Below are 19,995 nucleotides of genomic sequence, written 5' to 3'. Positions count from 1 at the left end.
CGTGAAATGACTGCCAGCAAGAAGGAACGCAAGCCCATTTCCACGGGGTCGGAATGGACCTTCGACCTGATCCGCACCTACGACCGCGAGATCAGCAGGATCGCCGAGCGCTATGCGCTGGACACCTACCCTAACCAGATCGAAGTGATCAGCGCCGAGCAGATGATGGACGCCTATGCGTCAGTCGGCATGCCCATCGGCTATCACCACTGGTCCTACGGCAAGCACTTCCTCGCCACCGAGAAGGGTTACTCACGGGGCCAGATGGGCCTGGCCTACGAGATCGTGATCAACTCCGACCCCTGCATCGCCTATCTGATGGAGGAAAACACCATCACCATGCAGGCCCTGGTCATCGCCCATGCCTGCTACGGCCACAACAGCTTCTTCAAGGGCAACTACCTGTTCCGCACCTGGACCGACGCCAGCTCGATCATCGACTACCTGGTGTTCGCCAAGCAGTACATCAATCTGTGCGAAGAGCGCCACGGTATCGATGCGGTGGAAGACCTGCTCGACTCCTGCCACGCCCTGATGAACTACGGTGTGGACCGCTACAAACGCCCCTACCCCATTTCCGCCGAGGAAGAACGGCGTCGGCAGAAAGAACGCGAAGAACACCTGCAGAAGCAGATCAACGATCTCTGGCGCACCATTCCCAAGGGCGCCGGCAAGGGCGGCGAGAAGGACAACCAGCGCTTCCCCGCCGAACCGCAGGAAAACATCCTCTATTTCATCGAAAAGCACGCCCCGCTACTGGAGCCCTGGCAGCGGGAAGTGGTGCGCATCGTGCGCAAGGTCGCCCAGTACTTCTACCCACAACGCCAGACTCAGGTGATGAACGAAGGCTGGGCCACCTTCTGGCACTACACGCTCCTCAACGACCTGTACGACGAAGGGCTCGTCACCGAAGGCTTCATGATGGAGTTCCTGCAATCGCACACCAGCGTGGTCTACCAGCCGCCCTTCGACAGTCCCTACTACAGCGGCATCAACCCCTACGCCCTGGGCTTCGCGATGTACCGCGACATCCGCCGCATCTGCGAGGAACCCACGGAGGAAGACCGCCACTGGTTCCCGGACATCGCCGGCAGTGACTGGCTGTCGACGCTCAAGTTCGCCATGAACAGCTTCAAGGATGAAAGCTTCATCCTGCAGTTCCTGTCACCCAAGGTGATCCGCGACTTCAAGCTGTTCAGCATCCTCGACGATGACCAGAAGGATGAGCTATACGTTCCGGCCATCCATGACGAGCAGGGCTACCGGCTGATCCGCGAAACCCTGGCCGCCCAGTACAACCTCGGCAACCGCGAACCCAACGTGCAGATCTGGAGTGTGGATCGTCGTGGCGATCGCTCGCTCACCCTGCGCCACCAGCAGCACGACCGAAAACCCCTGGGCGAGTCCACCGAGGAGGTCCTCAAGCACCTGCACCGACTTTGGGGCTTCGATATCCACCTGGAAACCCGTTACGGCGAACAGATCACAGGGAGTCACCACGTCCCCCCAAAGGGGGAACGCACTGAGGACGGGGAATACCCGCGCCTGGACCTGATCATTCCACCCATTTGATCGGTTGACCGCGTGCCCGGCCCACGCCGAGCATGCGGTTCACCCCTATGGGAGCCGCCCTCAGATGCGCCTGTTCCTCGTCCTGCTGCTGTGTCTGGCCCTGGCCACCTGCTCCACGTCCATCCCGCAAATCCGCATCCTGCAACCGGCCAGTGCCGAACTGGCCGGGCGCAGCAGCTTTACGCTGGTACCTCCGGAGCAGGCGGTGAACGGTGAGCTGCCGTATCGGGAGCGCTACGCCCAGCTCGCCCCGCTGATCCGGCAGGAGCTGGAAGCCCGCGGCTATCGCGCCGAAGGCAATGCACAGCTGCAGGTGTACTACTGGCTGGCCGTGAACGATCAGCCGCTCGAATTCAAGGTCGATCAGGCGCCCCCCAGCCCCCTTGGCCCCTACCAGGCCATCCACCGACTGCGTGACGAGACAGGAACCTTACGCCTGCGCCTGACCGACTCCACCGGCAAGGTACTTTGGGAAGGTCTGGCCAGCACCGGTCTCAGCCCTTCCTGGGACAGTGCCGAACTGCTCGAAAACACAGTAAGGGCGCTGGTCGGGCAGATTCCTGTAGCCCACTAGACTGCTATCCTCCGCAGCCACGGAGGCAACACATGCAGATATACAAAGTCGGTGGCGCGGTACGCGACCGCCTGTTGAATCGCGCCATCACCGAGATCGATTGGGTCGTGGTCGGCGCCACCGCCGAAGAAATGCTGGAAAAGGGTTACTGCCCAGTGGGTGCGGACTTCCCGGTGTTCCTGCATCCGCAAACCGGCGAGGAATATGCCCTGGCGCGCACCGAGCGCAAGAGTGGACGCGGTTATGGCGGCTTCACCTTCTACGCCAGCCCGGATGTGACCCTGGAACAGGATCTGATCCGCCGAGACCTCACGGTCAACGCCATGGCCGAGGATAACCACGGCAATCTCATCGACCCCTATGAGGGCCAGAAAGACCTCGAATCCCGCGTACTGCGCCACGTCTCCCCCGCTTTCGCCGAAGACCCGCTGCGAGTGCTACGCGTCGCGCGATTCGCCGCACGCTATGCGCCCCTGGGCTTCACCGTCGCGCAGGAAACCCTGGAGCTGATGCGGCAGATCGCCGAATCAGGCGAACTGGATGCCCTGACACCGGAGCGCAGCTGGAAAGAAATCTCTCGCGCCCTGATGGAGCCACGCCCGGACGTGTTCATCCAGGTGCTGCACGAATGCGGCGCCCTGGCAGCCTGGTTGCCTGAAGTGGACGGTTTGTTCGGCGTGCCGCAGCCGGCGAAGCATCACCCGGAAGTCGACACCGGCGTCCACGTGCTGGCCGTCCTGCGCCAGTGCGCCGAGCACGACCAGCCGCTGACCGTACGCTGGGCCAGCCTGCTGCACGACCTGGGCAAGGGCCTGACCCCAGAAGAAGAATGGCCACGGCACATCGCCCACGAAAAGCGCGGCCTGAAACTGATCAAGGCCATTAATGAGCGCTGCAAGGCGCCCCGCGACTGCCAGGAACTGGCACTGTTGGTCGGCGAGTATCACACCCACGCCCATCGCGCCCTGGAACTGCGCGCCTCCACCCTGCTGGAGCTCCTGCAATGCTTCGACGTCTACCGCCGGCCGCAGCGCTTCGAGGAGTTCGTCGCCGCCAGCGAGATGGACGCGCGCGGCCGCACCGGCCTGGAACACCGCGACTATCCGCAAGCCGCCTATCTGCTGGGGGCAGCCCAGGCTGCCCGCAAAGTCGCCGTGCAACCGCTGCTGGAAAAGGGATTGAAGGGGGCGGAATTGGGCGAAGCGCTCAAGGCCGAGCGCCTCAAGGCACTCAAGGCTTACAAGGAAGGTGGCGGGAAGGCCTGAATCAGTCCGGGCGGCGTCAGCTCGACGCCGCGCCAGGAGAAGGATGCCGGCCACAGTGCCTGCTCGATAGCGGCACGCTCCCAAAGCTCGGCGAAGCCTCGATGTTCGCCGGGGTGCTGAAGGTCAGGCGCCAGCAGCGACAGGGGCCAGAGCACGAAAGCATTCTTCAGCACTTCCGGGCGCGGCAGGATGAGGCCGTCGAAGTTCCCCACGCGATCGCCATACAGCAGCACGTCGATGTCCAGCGGCAGGCCCTTGCGGCCCGGCGCATAGCGACCATTGTCAGCCTCGATCTCCTTCAAGCGGCGATCCAGTTCGTGCAAAGACAGGTCGGTAAGGGCGGCCACCACGAAATTGAAGAAATTCCCGCTCTTGATACCCACGGGAAAGCTTTCGAACACCGGAGAGCAGCGAATGTCCTGGAGGAATCCGTCCAGCGCCTCGAGCCCGGCGGTCAGATTCCGCTCACGCTCGATATTGCTGCCGAGGCCAAGGTAGATAGGAGTCAGCGGCATCCGCGCTCGATCTCCACGCCAACGCTGCTGGCTGCCGGTACGGCACCGGGTTTGTGCAGTTTCAGGCGGACCCAGGGAATATTGAACTCGGCCATCAGCACGGCCACCAGACGCTCAGCGAAGGTTTCCACCAGGAGGAACTGCGCCTCGGCGGCGAACGCCTGGATGCGCTGGGAAACAGCGGCATAATCGAGTGCTTTCTCGAGATCGTCGCCAGCGGCGGCCGGTCGGTTGTCCCAGGCCAGCTGCAGGTCCAGCCGCAGGCACTGGCGGATACTGCGCTCCCAGTCATAGGCACCGATTACGGTGTCCACTTCCAGACCCTCGATGAAAACCGTGTCCACGTCAGTGCTGCCCCGCTAGAATCGGGACTTCCTCGCCCCGGAATGGATACCATGTTTTGGCTGCTGGCGACTCTCGCCTACCTGCTCGGATCGTTGTCCTTCGCCATTCTGCTCAGCCGACTCTTCGGCACGGGCGACCCACGTGCCCAGGGTTCCGGCAACCCTGGCGCCACCAATATGTTACGGGTGGCGGGAAAGAAACTTGCGGTCCTGACCCTGCTTGGCGACCTGCTCAAAGGCTTGTTGCCGGTCCTGGTCGCCTATCTCTGTGGCTTCGACATCCAGCAGCAGGCCTGGGTCGGCCTCGCAGCGGTGCTCGGGCACCTTTATCCCATTTACTTCCGATTTCGCGGCGGCAAGGGTGTCGCCACCGCTGCCGGCATGCTGCTCGGCCTGTATCCACCGGCAGCACTGCTGGCCATTTGCGCCTGGGCGCTGACCTTCTACCTGACTCGCACCAGTTCGCTGGCGGCCTTGATCGCCACGCCGCTCACATTGCCGCTGCTGGCCTGGCAACAACCCGGCGCGCTGCTACCGATGACAGTGCTGACCGGACTTATCGTCTGGCGCCATCGCGGCAATCTACGCGACCTTTTCGCAGGACGCGAACGGCATTTCTGACTGTCGGCGTGAAATCGGCTCACCCAGTGGATCAGACGGGGGGCAGCTGCTCCATCGGCCAACGCGCCTGGACACCAATCGCCGGCCCATCCTGCTGGCCCGCCAGCAAACGCTGGCAGCCGGCGTAAGCGATCATCGCGCCGTTGTCGGTGCAGAAACGCGGCCGTGCATAGAACACATCACCCTTCAGCTCACCGAGCATCTTGGCCAACGCCTGTCGCAACGACTGGTTGGCGCTGACACCGCCGGCGATCACCAGGCGCTTGAGACCGGTCTGCTTGAGCGCGCGACGGCACTTGATGGTGAGAGTCTCCACCACCGCCTGTTCGAAGGCCAGAGCGATGTCGCAACGGGTTTGCTCGCCGTCGTCTCCAGCATCGCGGCAGCGCTGCCAGGTATTGAGGGCGAAGGTCTTGAGGCCGCTGAAGGAGAAGTCCAGGCCGGGACGATCGGTCATCGGCCGTGGGAATACGAAGCGGCCGGGGGTGCCGCTCTGGGCCAGCCGCGCGATTTCCGGACCGCCCGGATAACCGAGCCCAATCAGCTTGGCGGTCTTGTCGAAGGCTTCGCCCGCGGCGTCGTCCACCGATTCGCCGAGCAACTGGTAGCAGCCAATGCCATCCACCCGCACCAGCTGGGTGTGACCACCCGAAACCAGCAAGGCGATGAACGGGAACTCCGGAGGCGTTTCTTCCAGCATGGGCGCCAGCAAGTGGCCTTCCATATGGTGGACACCAAGCGCCGGTACGCCCCAGGCGAATGCCAGGGCCTGGGCGCAGGACGCCCCCACCAGCAACGCGCCCACCAGGCCGGGACCCGCGGTGTAGGCGATGCCGTCGATATCCTCGGGCTTGCGATCAGCCTCTTCCAGGACTTCGCGCAGCAGCGGTAGCAGACGCTTCACATGGTCACGGGACGCCAGCTCGGGCACGACGCCGCCGTAGACCCGATGCAGGTCGATCTGACTGAACAGCGCATCGGCCAGGAGGCCGCGTTCACTGTCATAAAGGGCGACGCCGGTTTCGTCGCAGGAGGTTTCCAACCCCAGCACTAGCATGGGTACGCGCCTTTCTGGCCTGGCAAAAGAAGAAGGCGCGAATCATAATCGCCGCCCCCTGCGCCGACCAGCGGTTTTCGACTGAAGGCTTTGCATTCCGTGCCCTGAGGCGTTAATATCCGCAGCCCTTGAAATCCGACGCGCCACCGAGCCAGCTTTTGCCGGAATGCGTCGACCATTCGGTAATTGATGAAGGTACGACCTGGATGCCAGCCGTCAAAGTTAAAGAGAACGAACCCTTCGACGTAGCTCTGCGTCGTTTCAAGCGCTCCTGCGAGAAAGCCGGCGTACTGGCCGAAGTTCGCAGCCGTGAGTTCTACGAGAAGCCCACTGCAGAGCGCAAGCGCAAAGCCGCCGCCGCGGTCAAGCGTCACGCCAAGAAAGTGCAGCGCGAGCAGCGTCGCCGCGAGCGCCTGTACTGAGTTAGCAGGCTACGCCGCACGCTCACGCATCGCCCGGCTCCGGCCGGGCGAGTGCATGCTGGGCACACAAGAAACTCCGCTTCGCTTTTGCGAATGGCGGAGTTTTTTGCTTTCCAGCTCAAGACTCCCGCCTGACTTCACTGGCCAGGCGCGGGTATGCTTTGAACCTTCCTGCGCCCCGAGCACCCTATGGCCGGCCTGATTCCCCAAGGCTTCATCGACGATCTGCTGAACCGCACCGACATAGTCGAAGTGGTCGGCGCCCGCGTGCAGCTGAAAAAGGCCGGCAAGAACTACACCGCTCGCTGCCCCTTCCATAACGAAAAGACGCCCTCCTTCAGCGTCAGCCCGGACAAGCAGTTCTATTACTGCTTCGGCTGCGGCGCCGGCGGCAATGCCCTCGGCTTCGTCATGGATCACGATCACCTGGACTTCCCCCAGGCGGTCGAGGAACTGGCCAAGCGCGCAGGCCTGGAAGTCCCCAGAGAAGAAGGCGGCCGCAGCAGCGGGCCGCGTCAGCCGAGCGATTCGCCGCTCTACGCCCTGCTTACCGCTGCATCGGACTTCTATCGCCATGCGTTGAAGCAACACCCGACCCGCAAGGCCGCCGTCGAATACCTGAAAGGACGCGGCCTGACCGGCGAAATCGCCCGCGACTTCGGCCTCGGCTTCGCCCCGCCCGGCTGGGACAACCTGCTCAAGCACATGGGCGGGGACAGCCTGCAGCAGAAGCACATGATCGACGCCGGCTTGCTGATCGAAAACGCCGATACCGGCAAGCGCTACGACCGCTTCCGCGACCGGGTGATGTTCCCGATCCGTGACAACCGTGGACGGATCATCGCCTTCGGTGGCCGGGTGCTTGGCGACGACAAGCCCAAGTACCTGAACTCGCCGGAAACCCCGGTCTTCCACAAGGGCCAGGAACTCTACGGGCTGTTCGAAGCACGCAAGCACAATCGCAACCTCGACGAAATCATGGTCGTCGAGGGGTACATGGACGTCATCGCCCTCGCCCAACAGGGCCTGCGCAATGCCGTCGCCACGCTGGGCACCGCCACCAGCGAAGAACACATCCGCCGCCTGTTCCGCCTGGTGCCGAACATCCTCTTCTGTTTCGACGGCGACCAGGCAGGACGCAAAGCCGCCTGGCGCGCCCTGGAAGCTGCCCTATCCGGACTTGAGGACGGACGCCGCGCGCGCTTCCTCTTCCTGCCCGAGGGCGAAGACCCGGACAGCCTGGTCCGCAAGGAAGGCACCGACGCATTCCGCGCGCGGATCACCCAGCATGCACAACCGCTCGCGGACTACTTCTTCCAGCAACTGACTCAGGAAGCCGACCCCAGCTCACTGGAAGGCAAGGCTCACCTGGCTACGCTGGCCGCGCCGCTGATCGAGCGAATTCCCGGCGCAAATCTCAAGGTCCTGATGCGTCAGCGCCTGGCCGAGATCACCGGTCTCAATGGCGACGCACTCGGCCAGTTCGCCCGCAGCGCGACACCGGCGAGAAGCGAAAGCCACGACCACCCGGACGACGCCTACTACGCATCGTTCTCCGGCTACGACGACCAGCAGCACGAGCCGGACCATTCGCACTACTTCGAGCAGCCAGCCGCCCAGCAGGGCACCTGGCAGAAGGACGAACGGCGCAAGGAAGGCTGGAAAAAGGACGACTGGAAGAAAAACGGCAAGAAATGGAGCAAGCAGGGCCGTGATGATTTCAGGCAGCCACCGCGCACCGAAGTGAAGGTGGAATCGCCCACTCTCACGGCACTGCGCACTTTGCTGCACCACCCGTCATTGGCGCAGAAAGTCGAGGATGCCAGCCACTTCGCCGCCGAAGACGACACGTATGCCCAGCTCATGGTGGCACTCGTGGAAGCCGTTCAGAAGAATCCGAAACTTCGTTCGCTGCAGCTGATCGCCCGCTGGCACGGCACCGATCAGGGCCGTCTGTTACGGGCCCTGGCGGAAAAGGAATGGCTGATTTCCGAAGACAACCTTGAACAACAGTTTTTCGACACTATAACTAGGTTGTCGGCTCGCCAGCGGGAACGCCGCCTGGAAAAGCTGCTGCGAAAAGCGCGGCAAAGCGAACTCAGCGCAGAGGAAAAAGATCAGCTGCGCGACCTCCTCAGCCGCAACACTTCTCCCCTGACTCCGACCCCAACTGGCGCGTAAGGCCCCGGATCAGGTATAATCCTCGGCTTGTTTTCAGCCCGCCAAGACCTTAAATGGATAGGGTGCTATGTCCGGAAAAGCGCAACAGCAGTCTCGCCTCAAAGAATTGATCGCCCGTGGCCGTGAGCAGGGATACCTGACTTACGCGGAGGTCAACGACCACCTGCCGGAGGATATTTCCGATCCGGAACAGGTGGAAGACATCATCCGCATGATCAACGACATGGGGATCAACGTATTCGAGAGTGCCCCGGATGCGGATGCCCTGTTGCTGGCCGAAGCCGATACAGATGAAGCCGCTGCCGAAGAGGCCGCCGCGGCCCTGGCTGCGGTGGAAACCGACATCGGCCGCACAACCGACCCCGTGCGCATGTATATGCGTGAAATGGGCACCGTGGAACTGCTGACCCGCGAAGGCGAGATCGAAATCGCCAAACGCATCGAGGAAGGCATCCGCGAAGTCATGAGCGCGATCGCCCACTTCCCTGGCGCTGTCGACGGCATTCTTGCCGACTACCAGCGCATCACCAGTGAAGGCGGTCGCCTGTCCGACGTTCTCAGCGGCTACATCGACCCGGATGACGGCACCGTGCCGGCCGAGGAAGTCGAGCCGGTCGAACTGAAGGACGATTCAGCTTCGGCCAAGGACAAGGACGAAGACGAGGACGAAGAAAGCGAAAGCGACGAAGAGGAAGAAGGCGATGGCGGTCCGGACCCGGAAGAAGCCCTGCGCCGCTTCACTGCCGTTTCCGATCAGCTCGAAAAGGCCAAGAAGGCCCTGAAGAAGCACGGCCGCAACAGCAAGCAGGCCACTGAAGAGCTGCAGGCCCTGGCCGAGCTCTTCATGCCGATCAAGCTGGTGCCGAAGCAGTTCGACGCCCTCGTGGAAAAAGTCCGCAGCGCCCTGGACCGTGTCCGCGGCCAGGAACGCGCCATCATGCAACTGTGCGTGCGTGATGCCCGCATGCCGCGTGCCGACTTCCTGCGCCTGTTCCCGGGCAACGAAGTCGACCTCGACTGGGCCGACAGCCTCGCCAAGGGCAAGGCCAAGTACGCCGAAGCCATCGGCAAGCTGGTGGACGACATCAAGCGCAACCAGCAGAAGCTGGTGGATCTCCAGAACGAGGTCGAACTGACCGTCAACGAGATCAAGGACGTCAATCGCCGCATGTCCATCGGTGAAGCCAAGGCTCGCCGGGCGAAGAAAGAGATGGTCGAGGCCAACCTGCGTCTCGTGATCTCCATCGCCAAGAAGTACACCAACCGCGGTCTGCAGTTCCTCGACCTGATCCAGGAAGGCAACATCGGCCTGATGAAGGCGGTGGACAAGTTCGAATACCGTCGCGGCTACAAGTTCTCGACCTACGCCACCTGGTGGATCCGTCAGGCGATCACTCGCTCGATCGCCGACCAGGCACGCACCATCCGTATTCCGGTGCACATGATCGAGACCATCAACAAGCTCAACCGCATCTCCCGTCAGATGCTGCAGGAAATGGGCCGCGAGCCCACGCCGGAAGAGCTTGGTGAGCGCATGGAGATGCCCGAGGACAAGATCCGCAAGGTATTGAAGATCGCCAAAGAGCCGATCTCCATGGAAACCCCGATCGGCGACGACGAAGACTCGCACCTGGGCGACTTCATCGAGGACAGCACCATGCAGTCCCCGATCGATGTAGCCACTGTGGAGAGCCTGAAGGAAGCGACCCGCGAAGTCCTGGCCGGCCTCACCGCCCGTGAAGCCAAGGTCCTGCGCATGCGCTTCGGCATCGACATGAATACCGACCATACCCTTGAGGAAGTCGGCAAACAGTTCGATGTAACCCGTGAGCGTATCCGTCAGATCGAAGCCAAGGCGCTGCGCAAGCTGCGTCACCCGTCGCGAAGCGAGCACCTGCGCTCCTTCCTCGACGAGTAAGCGATACGAGAACCCCCGGCCAGTCCGGGGGTTTTCTTTTGTGTGTCGCATTGCTCAGCGCGTTCATTTCACTTCCAGCCGACAAGCGGTCACGTCTACACTTCGGTCCTACATCCCTTCAAGGAATGAGGCCGCCAATGGCGCGAGCGCGGGCCCTACTGATCCTTTGGCTGGCACTCTGGACCTTCCCGGCCGGCGCCCTGACGCTCACTCCGGAAGAACAGGCCTGGCTCGACACTCACGGCGAGCTGCAACTCGGCATCGACACCTCCTGGCCCCCCTTCGAATTCCAGGACTCCCAAGGCCGGCACCAAGGCCTGGCTGCCGACTACGTCGAGCTGATCCGTCGCAAGCTGAAGCTCAAGCTCACCCCGGTCGAGTCCGACAATTGGGGCGAAGTGCTCAAGCGAGCCCGCGAAGGTGAACTGGATATCCTCCCCGGCGTCATGTCCACCCCGGAACGCCAGCAGTACCTGAACTTCACGCGGCCCTATCTCGACTTCCCCATCGTCATCCTTTCCCAGACACGGGGCCCCCAGCCATCGAACATCCAGGACCTCTACGGCCTGCGTGTTGGCGTCGTATCCGACTATGCCCCCCATGAACTACTGCGCAACCAGCACCCCGACCTCAGCCTGCAGGGCTACCCCACAGTGGCCGCCGCGCTCCAGGCCCTGGCCACCGGTCAGGTAGACGCCTTCGTCGGTGACCTTGCCTCCAGTGTCTGGAGCCTGCGCCAGCTCAAGCTGAACGGCATCAGCATCAGCGGCGAGACGCCTTATCGCTATCAACTGGCCATGGCGACGCCGAAAATCCATCCGCTACTCGCCGGCATCCTCGACAGGGTATTCGCCGAGATCACCCCGGAAGAAACCGCGGCCATCCAGGAACGCTGGGTGGGCGATGCCCTCTACCCGCACATCGACTGGCATCGCATCCTGCTCTACGGACTGCCGGCCGTGCTGCTGCTGGCCGGCGTGCTTGCCTTCGTCATGCGCGTCAATCGCCGCCTCAGCAATGAAATGACCAGCCGCGCCGCCCTGCAGGAAGAGCTGCGCAGCAGCGAACAGCATTACCGCGGCCTGGTGGAGAGCCTCAACGCCATCGCCTGGGAGATGCGCGTCGAAGATTACTGTTACACCTATGTTTCGCCCCACGCCGAACGCCTGCTTGGCTACCCCTTGAGCAACTGGTTGGAGCCCGGCTTCTGGCGGCGCACCCTGCACCCCGACGACGCAGGATGGGCCAACGCTTTCTGCGAAGCCGAAACCATTGCCGGCCGCGACCACAGCCTCGACTACCGCATGATCGCTGCCGACGGCCGGGTGCTATGGGTGCGCGACATCATCACGCTCATCCCCCACGGGGAGACGCAGATGATGCGTGGCTTGATGATCGACATCACCGAGGCCAAACAGACCGAGCAGGCGCTGCAACTCTCCGAGCAGAAGTTCGCCTCGGTTTTCCACAATTGCCCCGACATCATCGTCATCGCACGCCGCACCGACGGCAATCTCCTGGCGATCAACCAGACCTTCGAGCAACAGATCGGACTCAAGGCCAGTGAAGCCCTCGGCCGTACCGCCACTGAGCTGGATATCTGGGGCATTCCCGGCATCGGCCCGAAACTCCTCCAGCGTCTGCAACAAGGCAATCCGCTGCACAACCTGGAGATGCCCTTCCGCCGCGCCAATGGGGAAACCTTCATCGGCCTGATTTCCGCGCAGAGCATCGACCTGGACAACATCCCGTCCCTGGTCGTGGTCGTCCGCGACATCACCCAACTCAAGGAAACCCAACAGCTGCTGCAGGTTTCCGAAGAGAAGTTCGCCCGCGCCTTCCATGCCTCGCCAGACGGCCTGCTCATCACCCGCATGAGCGACGGGCGCCTGCTTGAGGCCAACGGTGGCTTCACCCGGATCACCGGCTACAGCCAGCGAGAGATCGCCGACCGCTCCACCCTCGAACTCGGCTTGTGGGCCAACCCGGCCGACCGCGCGCTCATGATCCAGGCCATCCAGGAACACGGCAGCCTGCACCACTACACCACTGCCGTGCGTACCAAGACTGGCCAGATACGCGTCTGCGAACTCTCCGCCCAACCGATGCCCATCGGCGGCGAACCCTGCATGCTGACCATTGCCCGCGACGTCACCGAGCGCCAGCAGATGCAGGAAAAGTTGCAGCAGGCCGCCACCGTGTTCGAAAGCACGGCCGAAGGCGTGATGATCACCGACACCGAACAACGCATCACGGCCGTCAATCGCGCCTTCAGCGAGATCACCGGCTACAGCGAAAGCGAGGCCCTCGGCCAGTCGCCCCGCTTGCTCGCCTCCGGCCAGCACGACAGCGCGTTCTACGCTGCCATGTGGCATCAACTCGAACGCGAAGGGCACTGGCAAGGCGAGATCTGGAACCGCCGCCGGAACGGTGAGCCCTACCCCGAATGGCTCACCATCAGCGCCGTGCGCGACCGCCATCAGCAGGTCACGCATTACGTCGGCGTGTTCGCCGACATCTCACCCCTCAAGCATGCGCAGGCCCGACTCGACTTCCAGGCCCACCACGACTCCCTCACCGGCCTGCCCAATCGCCTGCTGTTCGAAAGCCGCCTGCAACTGGCGCTGGCCGACGCCACCACCGACCACCATCACGGCGCTGTCCTGTTCATAGACCTGGACCGTTTCAAGCACATCAACGACAGCCTCGGCCACCCGGTGGGCGACCTGTTGCTCAAGGGCATCGCCACCCGCTTGCGCGAGCAACTGCGCGACATCGATACCGTGGCCCGCCTCGGTGGCGATGAATTCATCATCCTCCTACCCGGACTGCACAACGCCAGCGACGCACAAACCGTGGCCAACAAGCTGCTGGCCTGCTTCGAAGCGCCCATTCCCGCCGGCCAGCATGAGTTCTTCATGAGCGCCAGCATCGGCATCAGCCTGTTCCCCGAACACGGCCTGGACGTCGCGACCGTGGTGAAGAATGCCGACGCCGCCATGTACCGGGCCAAGGCCCGTGGCCGCAACCGCATCGAGTTCTATACCCGCGACCTCACCAGCCAGGCGACCGAGCGGATGGCCCTCGAGACCGAATTGCGCCGGGCACTGGAACGCAACGAACTGTCCCTGAGCTACCAACCCAAGTTCAGCCTCCAGCACCAGACGCTGGTGGGTGCCGAAGCCCTGGTGCGCTGGTATCACCCGCAGCTCGGCGAAATCCCTCCCGAACGCTTCATCCCCCTCGCGGAAGAATGCGGCCTGATCCTCCCCCTGGGCGACTGGGTGCTGGACCATGCCTGCCGGCAGATGCAGCAATGGCAGGAAGACCACGCCCCGTTTGGTCCGCTCTCGGTCAACCTCGCTGGCGCCCAACTGCGCCAGCCGCTCCTGATGGAGCGTTTGCAAAAACTCATTCACGGACTGGGCCTCGAACCTCAGCGCCTGCAACTGGAAATCACCGAAAGCTTCATCATGAGCCAGGCCGAAGAAGCCCTCAGCGTGCTGCACAGCCTCAAGGCCCTCGGCGTGCAACTGGCCATCGACGACTTCGGCACCGGCTACTCCTCGCTCAGCTACCTCAAACGCCTGCCACTGGATGTGCTGAAGATCGACAAGTCCTTCGTACGCGGCCTGCCGGACGATCCCAACGACGCCGCCATCAGCCGCGCCATCATCGCCCTCGGCCGCAGCATGCAACTCACCGTCATCGCCGAAGGCGTCGAAACCAAGGCGCAGGAATATTTCCTCGCTGCAGAAGGATGCGAACAGATTCAAGGCTTTATCGTCAGCGCAGCCCTGCCCGCCGAGGCTTTCGCGCGCAAATTCCTAAGCCCTCTACCTGCGATTGGCACCCAGCAAAAGGCGCCTGTATAATCCGCCGGCCTTCTGGGGCCTATAGCTCAGTCGGTTAGAGCAGAGGACTCATAATCCTTTGGTCCACGGTTCGAGTCCGTGTGGGCCCACCAAATCAAAAGCCGCGCATTGCGCGGCTTTTGCGTGTCTGCAGCAAACAAAACGGGACGTCAGGCGTCCCGTTTTTCACACACATCCTTGTCCGGCTTACTAGACGAACTCAGCGCGCAGTTCGTTGGCCGCTGCCACCATGTTCACCAGGGCCGCTTCGGTTTCCGGCCAGGCGCGGGTCTTCAGGCCGCAGTCCGGGTTGACCCAGAGGCGCTCGGCGGGAACCCGCTGGGCGGCCTTGCGCAGCAGCTTGATGATCTCGTCCTTGCCGGGCACGCGCGGCGAGTGGATGTCGTAGACGCCCGGGCCGATCTCGTTCGGATAGGCGAAGGCCTCGAAGGCATCCAGCAGTTCCATGTCCGAGCGCGAGGTCTCGATGGTGATGACGTCGGCGTCCATGGCGGCGATGGACTCGATCACGTCGTTGAACTCGCTGTAGCACATGTGGGTATGGATCTGGGTTTCGTCCTTCACGCCGCTCGCGGTCAGGCGGAAGGCCTCGGTGGCCCAGTCCAGATAGGCCTGCCAGCCAGCCTTGCGCAGCGGCAGGCCTTCGCGGAACGCCGCCTCGTCGATCTGCACGATACGGATACCGGCTGCTTCCAGATCCAGCACTTCATCACGAATGGCCAGCGCCAGTTGCCGGGCCTGCACCTCGCGGGACACGTCCTCGCGCGGGAAGGACCACATCAGCATGGTCACGGGACCGGTCAACATGCCCTTCATCCATTTGGACGTCAGACCCTGTGCATAGCGGATCCACTCCACGGTCATGGCTTTCGGACGGCTGAGATCACCCACGATCACCGCCGGTTTCACGCAGCGGGAGCCGTAGCTCTGGACCCAGCCAAAGCGGGTGAAGGCATAGCCATCCAACTGCTCGGCGAAGTATTCAACCATGTCGTTACGCTCGGCCTCGCCGTGCACCAGGACGTCCAGGCCCAGCCTTTCCTGCACTTCCACGGCATGGCGGATTTCGCTGTGCATCGCTTCGGTGTACTCGGCCTCGGATAGCTTGCCCGCCTTGAACGCCTGGCGCGCCAGGCGGATGGCGGAGGTCTGCGGGAAGGAACCGATGGTAGTAGTCGGGAAAGCCGGCAGATAAAGCTCCGCACGCTGTTTCTCGATGCGCACGGCGAAAGGTGCCGGACGCTTGTCGTCTTCCGGTTTCAGCGCGGCCACGCGGGCCTGGACTGCCGGCTTGTGAATGCGTGGTGATGCGGCACGGCTGGCCTGCACGGCTTGGCTGACGGCCAAGGCCTCCAGCACCCCTGGCGCCTCCGGTTCGGTCAGGGCGCGGGACAGCGCGGCGACTTCCTCGCACTTCTGCACGGCGAACGCCAACCAGCTCTTCAGCTCGGCATCCAGCTTGTCTTCGCGAGCGAGATCCACGGGGCTGTGCAGCAGCGAGCAGGACGGCGCGACCCAGAGGCGGTCACCCAGACGCTCATGAGCATGGCGCAGGACGTCGAGTGCTTTCTCCAGATCGCAGCGCCAGACGTTGCGGCCGTTCACCAGGCCGAGGGACAGCACCTTGTAGCCCGGCACACGGTCGAGAATGGTCGGGTACTGGTCGGGCGCACGCACCAGGTCGATATGCAGACCGTCCACCGGCAGGCCGGCGGCGAGGCCGAGGTTGTCTTCCAGGCCGCCGAAGTAGGTGGCGACCAGCTTCTTCAGCGGTTCTTTCTGCAGCAGGTTGTAGGCACGTTCGAAAGCATTCTTCCAGTCCTGGGGCAGGTCGAGCACAAGAATCGGTTCGTCGATCTGCACCCACTCCACGCCTTGGGCGTCGAGGCGCTGGAGGATCTCCCCATACAACGGCAACAGACGCTCCAGCAGGTCGAGCTTGTCGAACTCGCCACCCTTGGCCTTGCCCAGCCAGAGGTAGGTCAGCGGACCGATCAGCACCGGCTTAACGTTGTGGCCGAGGGCCTGGGCTTCAGCCACTTCCTCGAACAATTGCTCCCAGCTCAGGACGAACTGCTGGTCAGCGGAAAACTCGGGGACCAGGTAGTGGTAATTGGTGTCGAACCACTTCGTCATCTCCTGCGCGTGGGCGCCGCCGCAGCAACTGTCGCTGACACCACGGGCCATGCCGAACAGGGTTTGCAGGGTCGGCTTGGCGTTGCCATGGCCACGGAAGCGCTCGGGGATGACGCCGAAGGTCAGGGAGTGCGTCAGCACCTGGTCGTACCAGGCGAAATCGCCGACCGGCAGCAGGTCGATCCCGGCCTCCTTCTGGATCCGCCAATGCTCAGCACGCAGCTTGCGGCCAACCGCACGCAGCCCGGCCTCGTCCAGCTCGCCCTTCCAGAAGGCTTCCTGAGCCTTCTTCAGTTCGCGATCGCCGCCGATACGCGGGAAGCCGAGGTTGTGTGCCAATGCCATGGGAAATTCCTCCATTGAAAAATCATTGGGGGAATTGTCCGGCGCACCCACGCATGAGTAAAACTCAATTATTTCGTCATGAAATCAAGTTTCTCTCATGATGAGAGGACATCAGTCTTCGCCACCATCCGAGCGACGCAGCAGATAGGTGTCCATGATCCAGCCATTGGCCTCCCGAGCGTCGTGCCGTACCCGGCGAATCTCATCGGCCACTTCATTGAGCTTGCCGGAAATGAGGATTTCGTCCGGCGTGCCCACATAGGCACCCCAGTAGATTTCCAGCTGCGGATCATTCAACTGCTGGTAGGTATCTTCCGCATCGAGCATCACCACGACACTGTCGGCGTTCTCCGGGAAACCCTCGGCCAGCCGGCGGCCCGTAGTGATCTGGACGGGCTTGCCGATGCGGTTGAGCGGCACCTTGTGACGGGCCGTCAGCGCCTGGACGCTGGTGATGCCGGGGATCACATCGAACTCGAACTGGAGCCGGCCGCCTCGGAGGATGGATTCCAGGATTCGGATGGTGCTGTCGTAGAGCGACGGATCGCCCCAGACCAGGAAGGCCCCGCACTCGCCATCGGCCAGTTCTTCGTCGATCAGGCGCTCGAACACCTGCTGCTTGGCCAGGTTCAGGTCCCTGACATTGGCCCGGTAGTCGCCACCCTCGCGCTGACGTTCGGGGCTGCTGGCCTCGACGAATCGATAGTCGCGTTCGGTGATGTAGCGCTCGCAGATTTCCTGGCGCAGGTGGATGAGTTTTTCCTTGCTGTTGCCCTTGTCCATGATGAAGAACACATCGACCTGGTTCAGTGCCTTCACGGCCTGGATGGTGATGTACTCGGGGTTGCCGGCGCCGATGCCGATGATGAGCAGCTTCTTCATGGGTAGATCCGTCGTGGGCGAACGCACCGCCTGCCAACGGGTTGGGTGCAGCCGGTGAGGCTGGCCCCGTGGGCAGGCGGGAATATGGGAGCGCAAAAGGTCGTCGCGATACCTGTCGCTGTCAACGATTTTTGCGCTTCCCGACGCCGCAGTTACATCCGCCACTCCAGGCCGGCATAGACCGCCCGGCCATCGCCCGGCAGGAACTGCGCGCTGTCACGGCCCTGGGCGTCGGCGATCACCCCGGTGGTGGCGACGTAGGTCTTGTCGGACAAGTTGCGTCCCTCCACGAAGAAGCCGAATCCCTCGCCCGGACGGTAGCCCGCCTTGAGCCCCCAGATGGCGTAGCCAGCTGCGTAGAGGGTTTCTGCCTGATCGACGTTGTAGTGGGTCGGCACCCACTCGAAAGTCGGCCCGGCGTACCAGCCTTCACGCTGCCACAAGGCCTCGCCCTTGATGAACTGGCGCGGTAGGCCGGCCAGGCGGTTGTCGCCGTAGGTGTCGTCGTTGTCGAAGCGGAAGTCGTTGAACAGATACTGTCCGCGCAGGACGAACTCGCCGATGGTCCAGGCGCCGCCGAGTTCGATGCCCTGGTGGATGGTGCGGTCGGCGTTGACGGTGCCGAGTGGCTGGCCATTGGCATCGTTCAGCGCCAGCAGCTCATCGCGGATTTCGCTGCGGTAGACCGCCAGGTCCATGTCCACGCTATCCCGCTGCCAACGCATACCGAGTTCCACGGTATTGGCCTTCTGCGCATCGTTGGCAGTCACCACCTGGCCGCCGGTAAGTTCGCTGAAAGTCGGCGGCTCGAAGCTCTGGCTGAGGTTGGCGAACAGCTGCATCTCCTCGCTCAGGTCGTGGCGCAATCCGATGCGGCCGATTCGCCCGAGGTAGCTCTTGTTGAAGGACTCATCCTGGGGCAGGCAGAACGCCGTGACGAAGGCATTGCAACGCAGGCGGTCATCCACGTCGCGCTCCTGGTGCAGCCAGGCCAGGCCACCGATCAGCGCCCAGCGTTCGGCCAGCGGAATCTCCAATTCGCCGAAGGCATTGAGGTTGCGTGCGGTCTGGTGCAGCTCGTTGACCTTGCGGCCTTTCTCTCCTCCGACGTTGACGTAGCGCGAATCCCAGTTGCGCCCCTGGCTGGCCTCCACGCCGCCGGTCCAGCGCCAGCCCTGCTCGTTCATCCACTTGTGGGAAACGCGCAGGCCGTAGTCCTCGCTGTCGACATCGAGCACCTGGAAGATGGGGTGGAACAGCGACTTGGTGCTGTAGAAGCTGGCGAACTCCAGGCTGTGGCCGTCGTCCAGCTGCAGCACGCTGATATTCCCCAGGCGGTCGAGATTGAAGTCGCGCTGCTGGTCGCCGGTAATGTTGCCTGGCGCCGCCTGCTTCGGATCACGACGCATCTGCGCCAGGGTCAGGTTGCCCGGCAGGTCCGAGTCGGACTCCACATGGGTCAGGTAGAAACGCGTGGCCAGCCGCTCGTTGATACGCCCGCCCAGGTTGGCGAAGTAGCGCTCGTTGCCCTGCCAGGAATGGTCACGATAGCCGTCCTGGCTATATCCGTTCGCGCTGACAAAGCCATCCCAGTCACCGAAGTCCTGGGCCGCCGCGCCATAGATTCGCTGATAGCCGAAGCTGCCCCCTTCCGCACGCAGGGTCACCGGTGGCGCGGTCTTGCCGGTGGGGCTGACGAAGTTGATGGCGCCACCCAGGGTGGCCGAACCATAGCGCCAGGCGTTGGCGCCGCGCAGCACTTCGATGTGGTCGGTCGCCAGTGGCTCGATGGTCTGGAAGTCGAAGCTCCCGTCCGCGAGATTGACCGGCGCGCCGTCCTGCATCAGCAGCAAGCCACGGCCATGGAAGGTGCGTTGCAGGCCGGAGCCGCGAATGGACAGGCGAGCTTCCTCGGCGCCGAAGCGCGGCTGGATGAATACACCCGTCGCCATCCCCAAGGCGTCCTGCAGGGTGCTGCTGCGGCCATTCTTGTAGGTCTCGGCATCCACCACACCGGCGCCTCCGGGAATGTGGGAGAAGTCTTCTTTCTTCTCGGCGATGGTCGGCGAAGTCGGGTCGCTTTGGTACTCGTCCGTCACGACGGTCTTGCCGAGTTCTACGTGCTCGGCATGGGCGAAACTGGCCAGGCTCACGCTCAGGGCGAGCAGGCTCAGCAAAGGAAATTGGCGCATGGCGCACTCCTTGGGTCTTGTCTTGGCAGTCTTTTCAGGTGTTGCACGGACCCGCATCGCGCACGGGCAAGCGCCCGGCGTCACAGCGGGAAGAAG

At 63.1% G+C, this 19,995-nt stretch carries 14 protein-coding genes and 1 tRNA gene; 9 read left to right on the top strand and 6 right to left on the bottom strand.

Annotated features, from left to right (window positions below; all coding sequences use genetic code 11):
- The first annotated feature begins 6 nt into the window (after positions 1 to 6).
- From DM872_RS03290 to DM872_RS03280, 3 genes are all read left to right on the top strand, one after another.
- Entirely contained in the window at positions 7 to 1,572 is a 1,566-nt protein-coding gene (locus tag DM872_RS03290) for a SpoVR family protein (protein ID WP_179058110.1), read from the top strand.
- Positions 1,573 to 1,636: 64 nt separating this feature from the next.
- On the top strand, positions 1,637 to 2,146 hold the full coding sequence (locus DM872_RS03285) for a DUF4136 domain-containing protein (RefSeq protein ID WP_179058109.1): 510 nt from the start codon (positions 1,637 to 1,639) through the stop codon (positions 2,144 to 2,146).
- Between the two features lie 32 nt (positions 2,147 to 2,178).
- Complete coding sequence (locus tag DM872_RS03280; RefSeq protein WP_179058108.1) at positions 2,179 to 3,411, top strand: multifunctional CCA addition/repair protein; 1,233 nt, start codon at positions 2,179 to 2,181, stop codon at positions 3,409 to 3,411.
- On the opposite strand, the gene folK is transcribed toward DM872_RS03280, so the two are convergent.
- Positions 3,384 to 3,926 carry a 2-amino-4-hydroxy-6-hydroxymethyldihydropteridine diphosphokinase gene (gene folK, locus DM872_RS03275; RefSeq protein ID WP_179058107.1) on the bottom strand — a complete coding sequence of 181 codons (543 nt, stop codon included), beginning with the start codon at positions 3,924 to 3,926 and terminating at the stop codon, positions 3,384 to 3,386. The genes DM872_RS03280 and folK overlap by 28 nt on opposite strands.
- A complete protein-coding gene (gene folB, locus DM872_RS03270) occupies positions 3,917 to 4,270 on the bottom strand; it encodes a dihydroneopterin aldolase (RefSeq protein ID WP_077520807.1) in 354 nt (117 codons plus the stop codon). Before folB ends, folK begins: the two co-directional genes overlap by 10 nt.
- Positions 4,271 to 4,321: 51 nt before the next feature.
- On the opposite strand from folB, the gene plsY reads away from it, so the two are divergent.
- Positions 4,322 to 4,891: a glycerol-3-phosphate 1-O-acyltransferase PlsY gene (gene plsY, locus DM872_RS03265; RefSeq protein ID WP_179058106.1), complete on the top strand. Its 570-nt coding sequence runs from the start codon at positions 4,322 to 4,324 to the stop codon at positions 4,889 to 4,891.
- Positions 4,892 to 4,922: 31 nt separating this feature from the next.
- Here the strand turns inward: plsY and tsaD are convergent, their stop codons facing one another.
- Positions 4,923 to 5,948: a tRNA (adenosine(37)-N6)-threonylcarbamoyltransferase complex transferase subunit TsaD gene (tsaD, locus tag DM872_RS03260; RefSeq protein WP_179058105.1), complete on the bottom strand. Its 1,026-nt coding sequence runs from the start codon at positions 5,946 to 5,948 to the stop codon at positions 4,923 to 4,925.
- A 206-nt stretch (positions 5,949 to 6,154) separates the two neighbouring features.
- Here tsaD and rpsU point away from each other — a divergent pair, with 206 nt between their 5' ends.
- The 5 genes from rpsU to DM872_RS03235 all read left to right on the top strand — a co-directional run bounded on the left by rpsU (position 6,155) and on the right by DM872_RS03235 (position 14,436).
- The gene (gene rpsU / locus DM872_RS03255; RefSeq protein ID WP_003085057.1) at positions 6,155 to 6,370 is read left to right on the top strand and encodes a 30S ribosomal protein S21; all 216 of its coding nucleotides are present in this window, start codon (positions 6,155 to 6,157) and stop codon (positions 6,368 to 6,370) included.
- A 189-nt stretch (positions 6,371 to 6,559) separates the two neighbouring features.
- Positions 6,560 to 8,551, top strand: coding sequence for a DNA primase (gene dnaG, locus DM872_RS03250; protein ID WP_179058104.1), 1,992 nt, complete (start codon positions 6,560 to 6,562; stop codon positions 8,549 to 8,551).
- 67 nt (positions 8,552 to 8,618) lie between these two features.
- Complete coding sequence (gene rpoD, locus DM872_RS03245; protein ID WP_179058103.1) at positions 8,619 to 10,469, top strand: RNA polymerase sigma factor RpoD; 1,851 nt, start codon at positions 8,619 to 8,621, stop codon at positions 10,467 to 10,469.
- Between the two features lie 137 nt (positions 10,470 to 10,606).
- Positions 10,607 to 14,344, top strand: coding sequence for a bifunctional diguanylate cyclase/phosphodiesterase (locus DM872_RS03240; protein WP_179058102.1), 3,738 nt, complete (start codon positions 10,607 to 10,609; stop codon positions 14,342 to 14,344).
- Between the two features lie 15 nt (positions 14,345 to 14,359).
- Positions 14,360 to 14,436 (top strand) — tRNA-Ile (locus tag DM872_RS03235).
- Between the two features lie 97 nt (positions 14,437 to 14,533).
- On the opposite strand, the gene metE is transcribed toward DM872_RS03235, so the two are convergent.
- The 3 genes from metE to DM872_RS03220 all read right to left on the bottom strand — a co-directional run bounded on the left by metE (position 14,534) and on the right by DM872_RS03220 (position 19,899).
- Positions 14,534 to 16,825 (bottom strand): 5-methyltetrahydropteroyltriglutamate--homocysteine S-methyltransferase, encoded by a 2,292-nt coding sequence (gene metE, locus DM872_RS03230; protein ID WP_179058101.1) that lies wholly within the window; start codon positions 16,823 to 16,825, stop codon positions 14,534 to 14,536.
- 111 nt (positions 16,826 to 16,936) lie between these two features.
- Positions 16,937 to 17,707, bottom strand: a complete 771-nt coding sequence (gene cobF / locus DM872_RS03225) for a precorrin-6A synthase (deacetylating) (protein ID WP_179058100.1) — start codon at positions 17,705 to 17,707, stop codon at positions 16,937 to 16,939.
- A gap of 152 nt (positions 17,708 to 17,859) precedes the next feature.
- Positions 17,860 to 19,899, bottom strand: a complete 2,040-nt coding sequence (locus DM872_RS03220) for a TonB-dependent receptor family protein (RefSeq protein ID WP_179058099.1) — start codon at positions 19,897 to 19,899, stop codon at positions 17,860 to 17,862.
- Between the last annotated feature and the right edge of the window lie 96 nt (positions 19,900 to 19,995).

It is taken from the genome of Pseudomonas taiwanensis (genome assembly GCF_013393345.1).
GTDB lineage: Bacteria > Pseudomonadota > Gammaproteobacteria > Pseudomonadales > Pseudomonadaceae > Metapseudomonas > Metapseudomonas resinovorans_C.
This window is presented reverse-complemented; position numbering and strand designations above follow the sequence as displayed.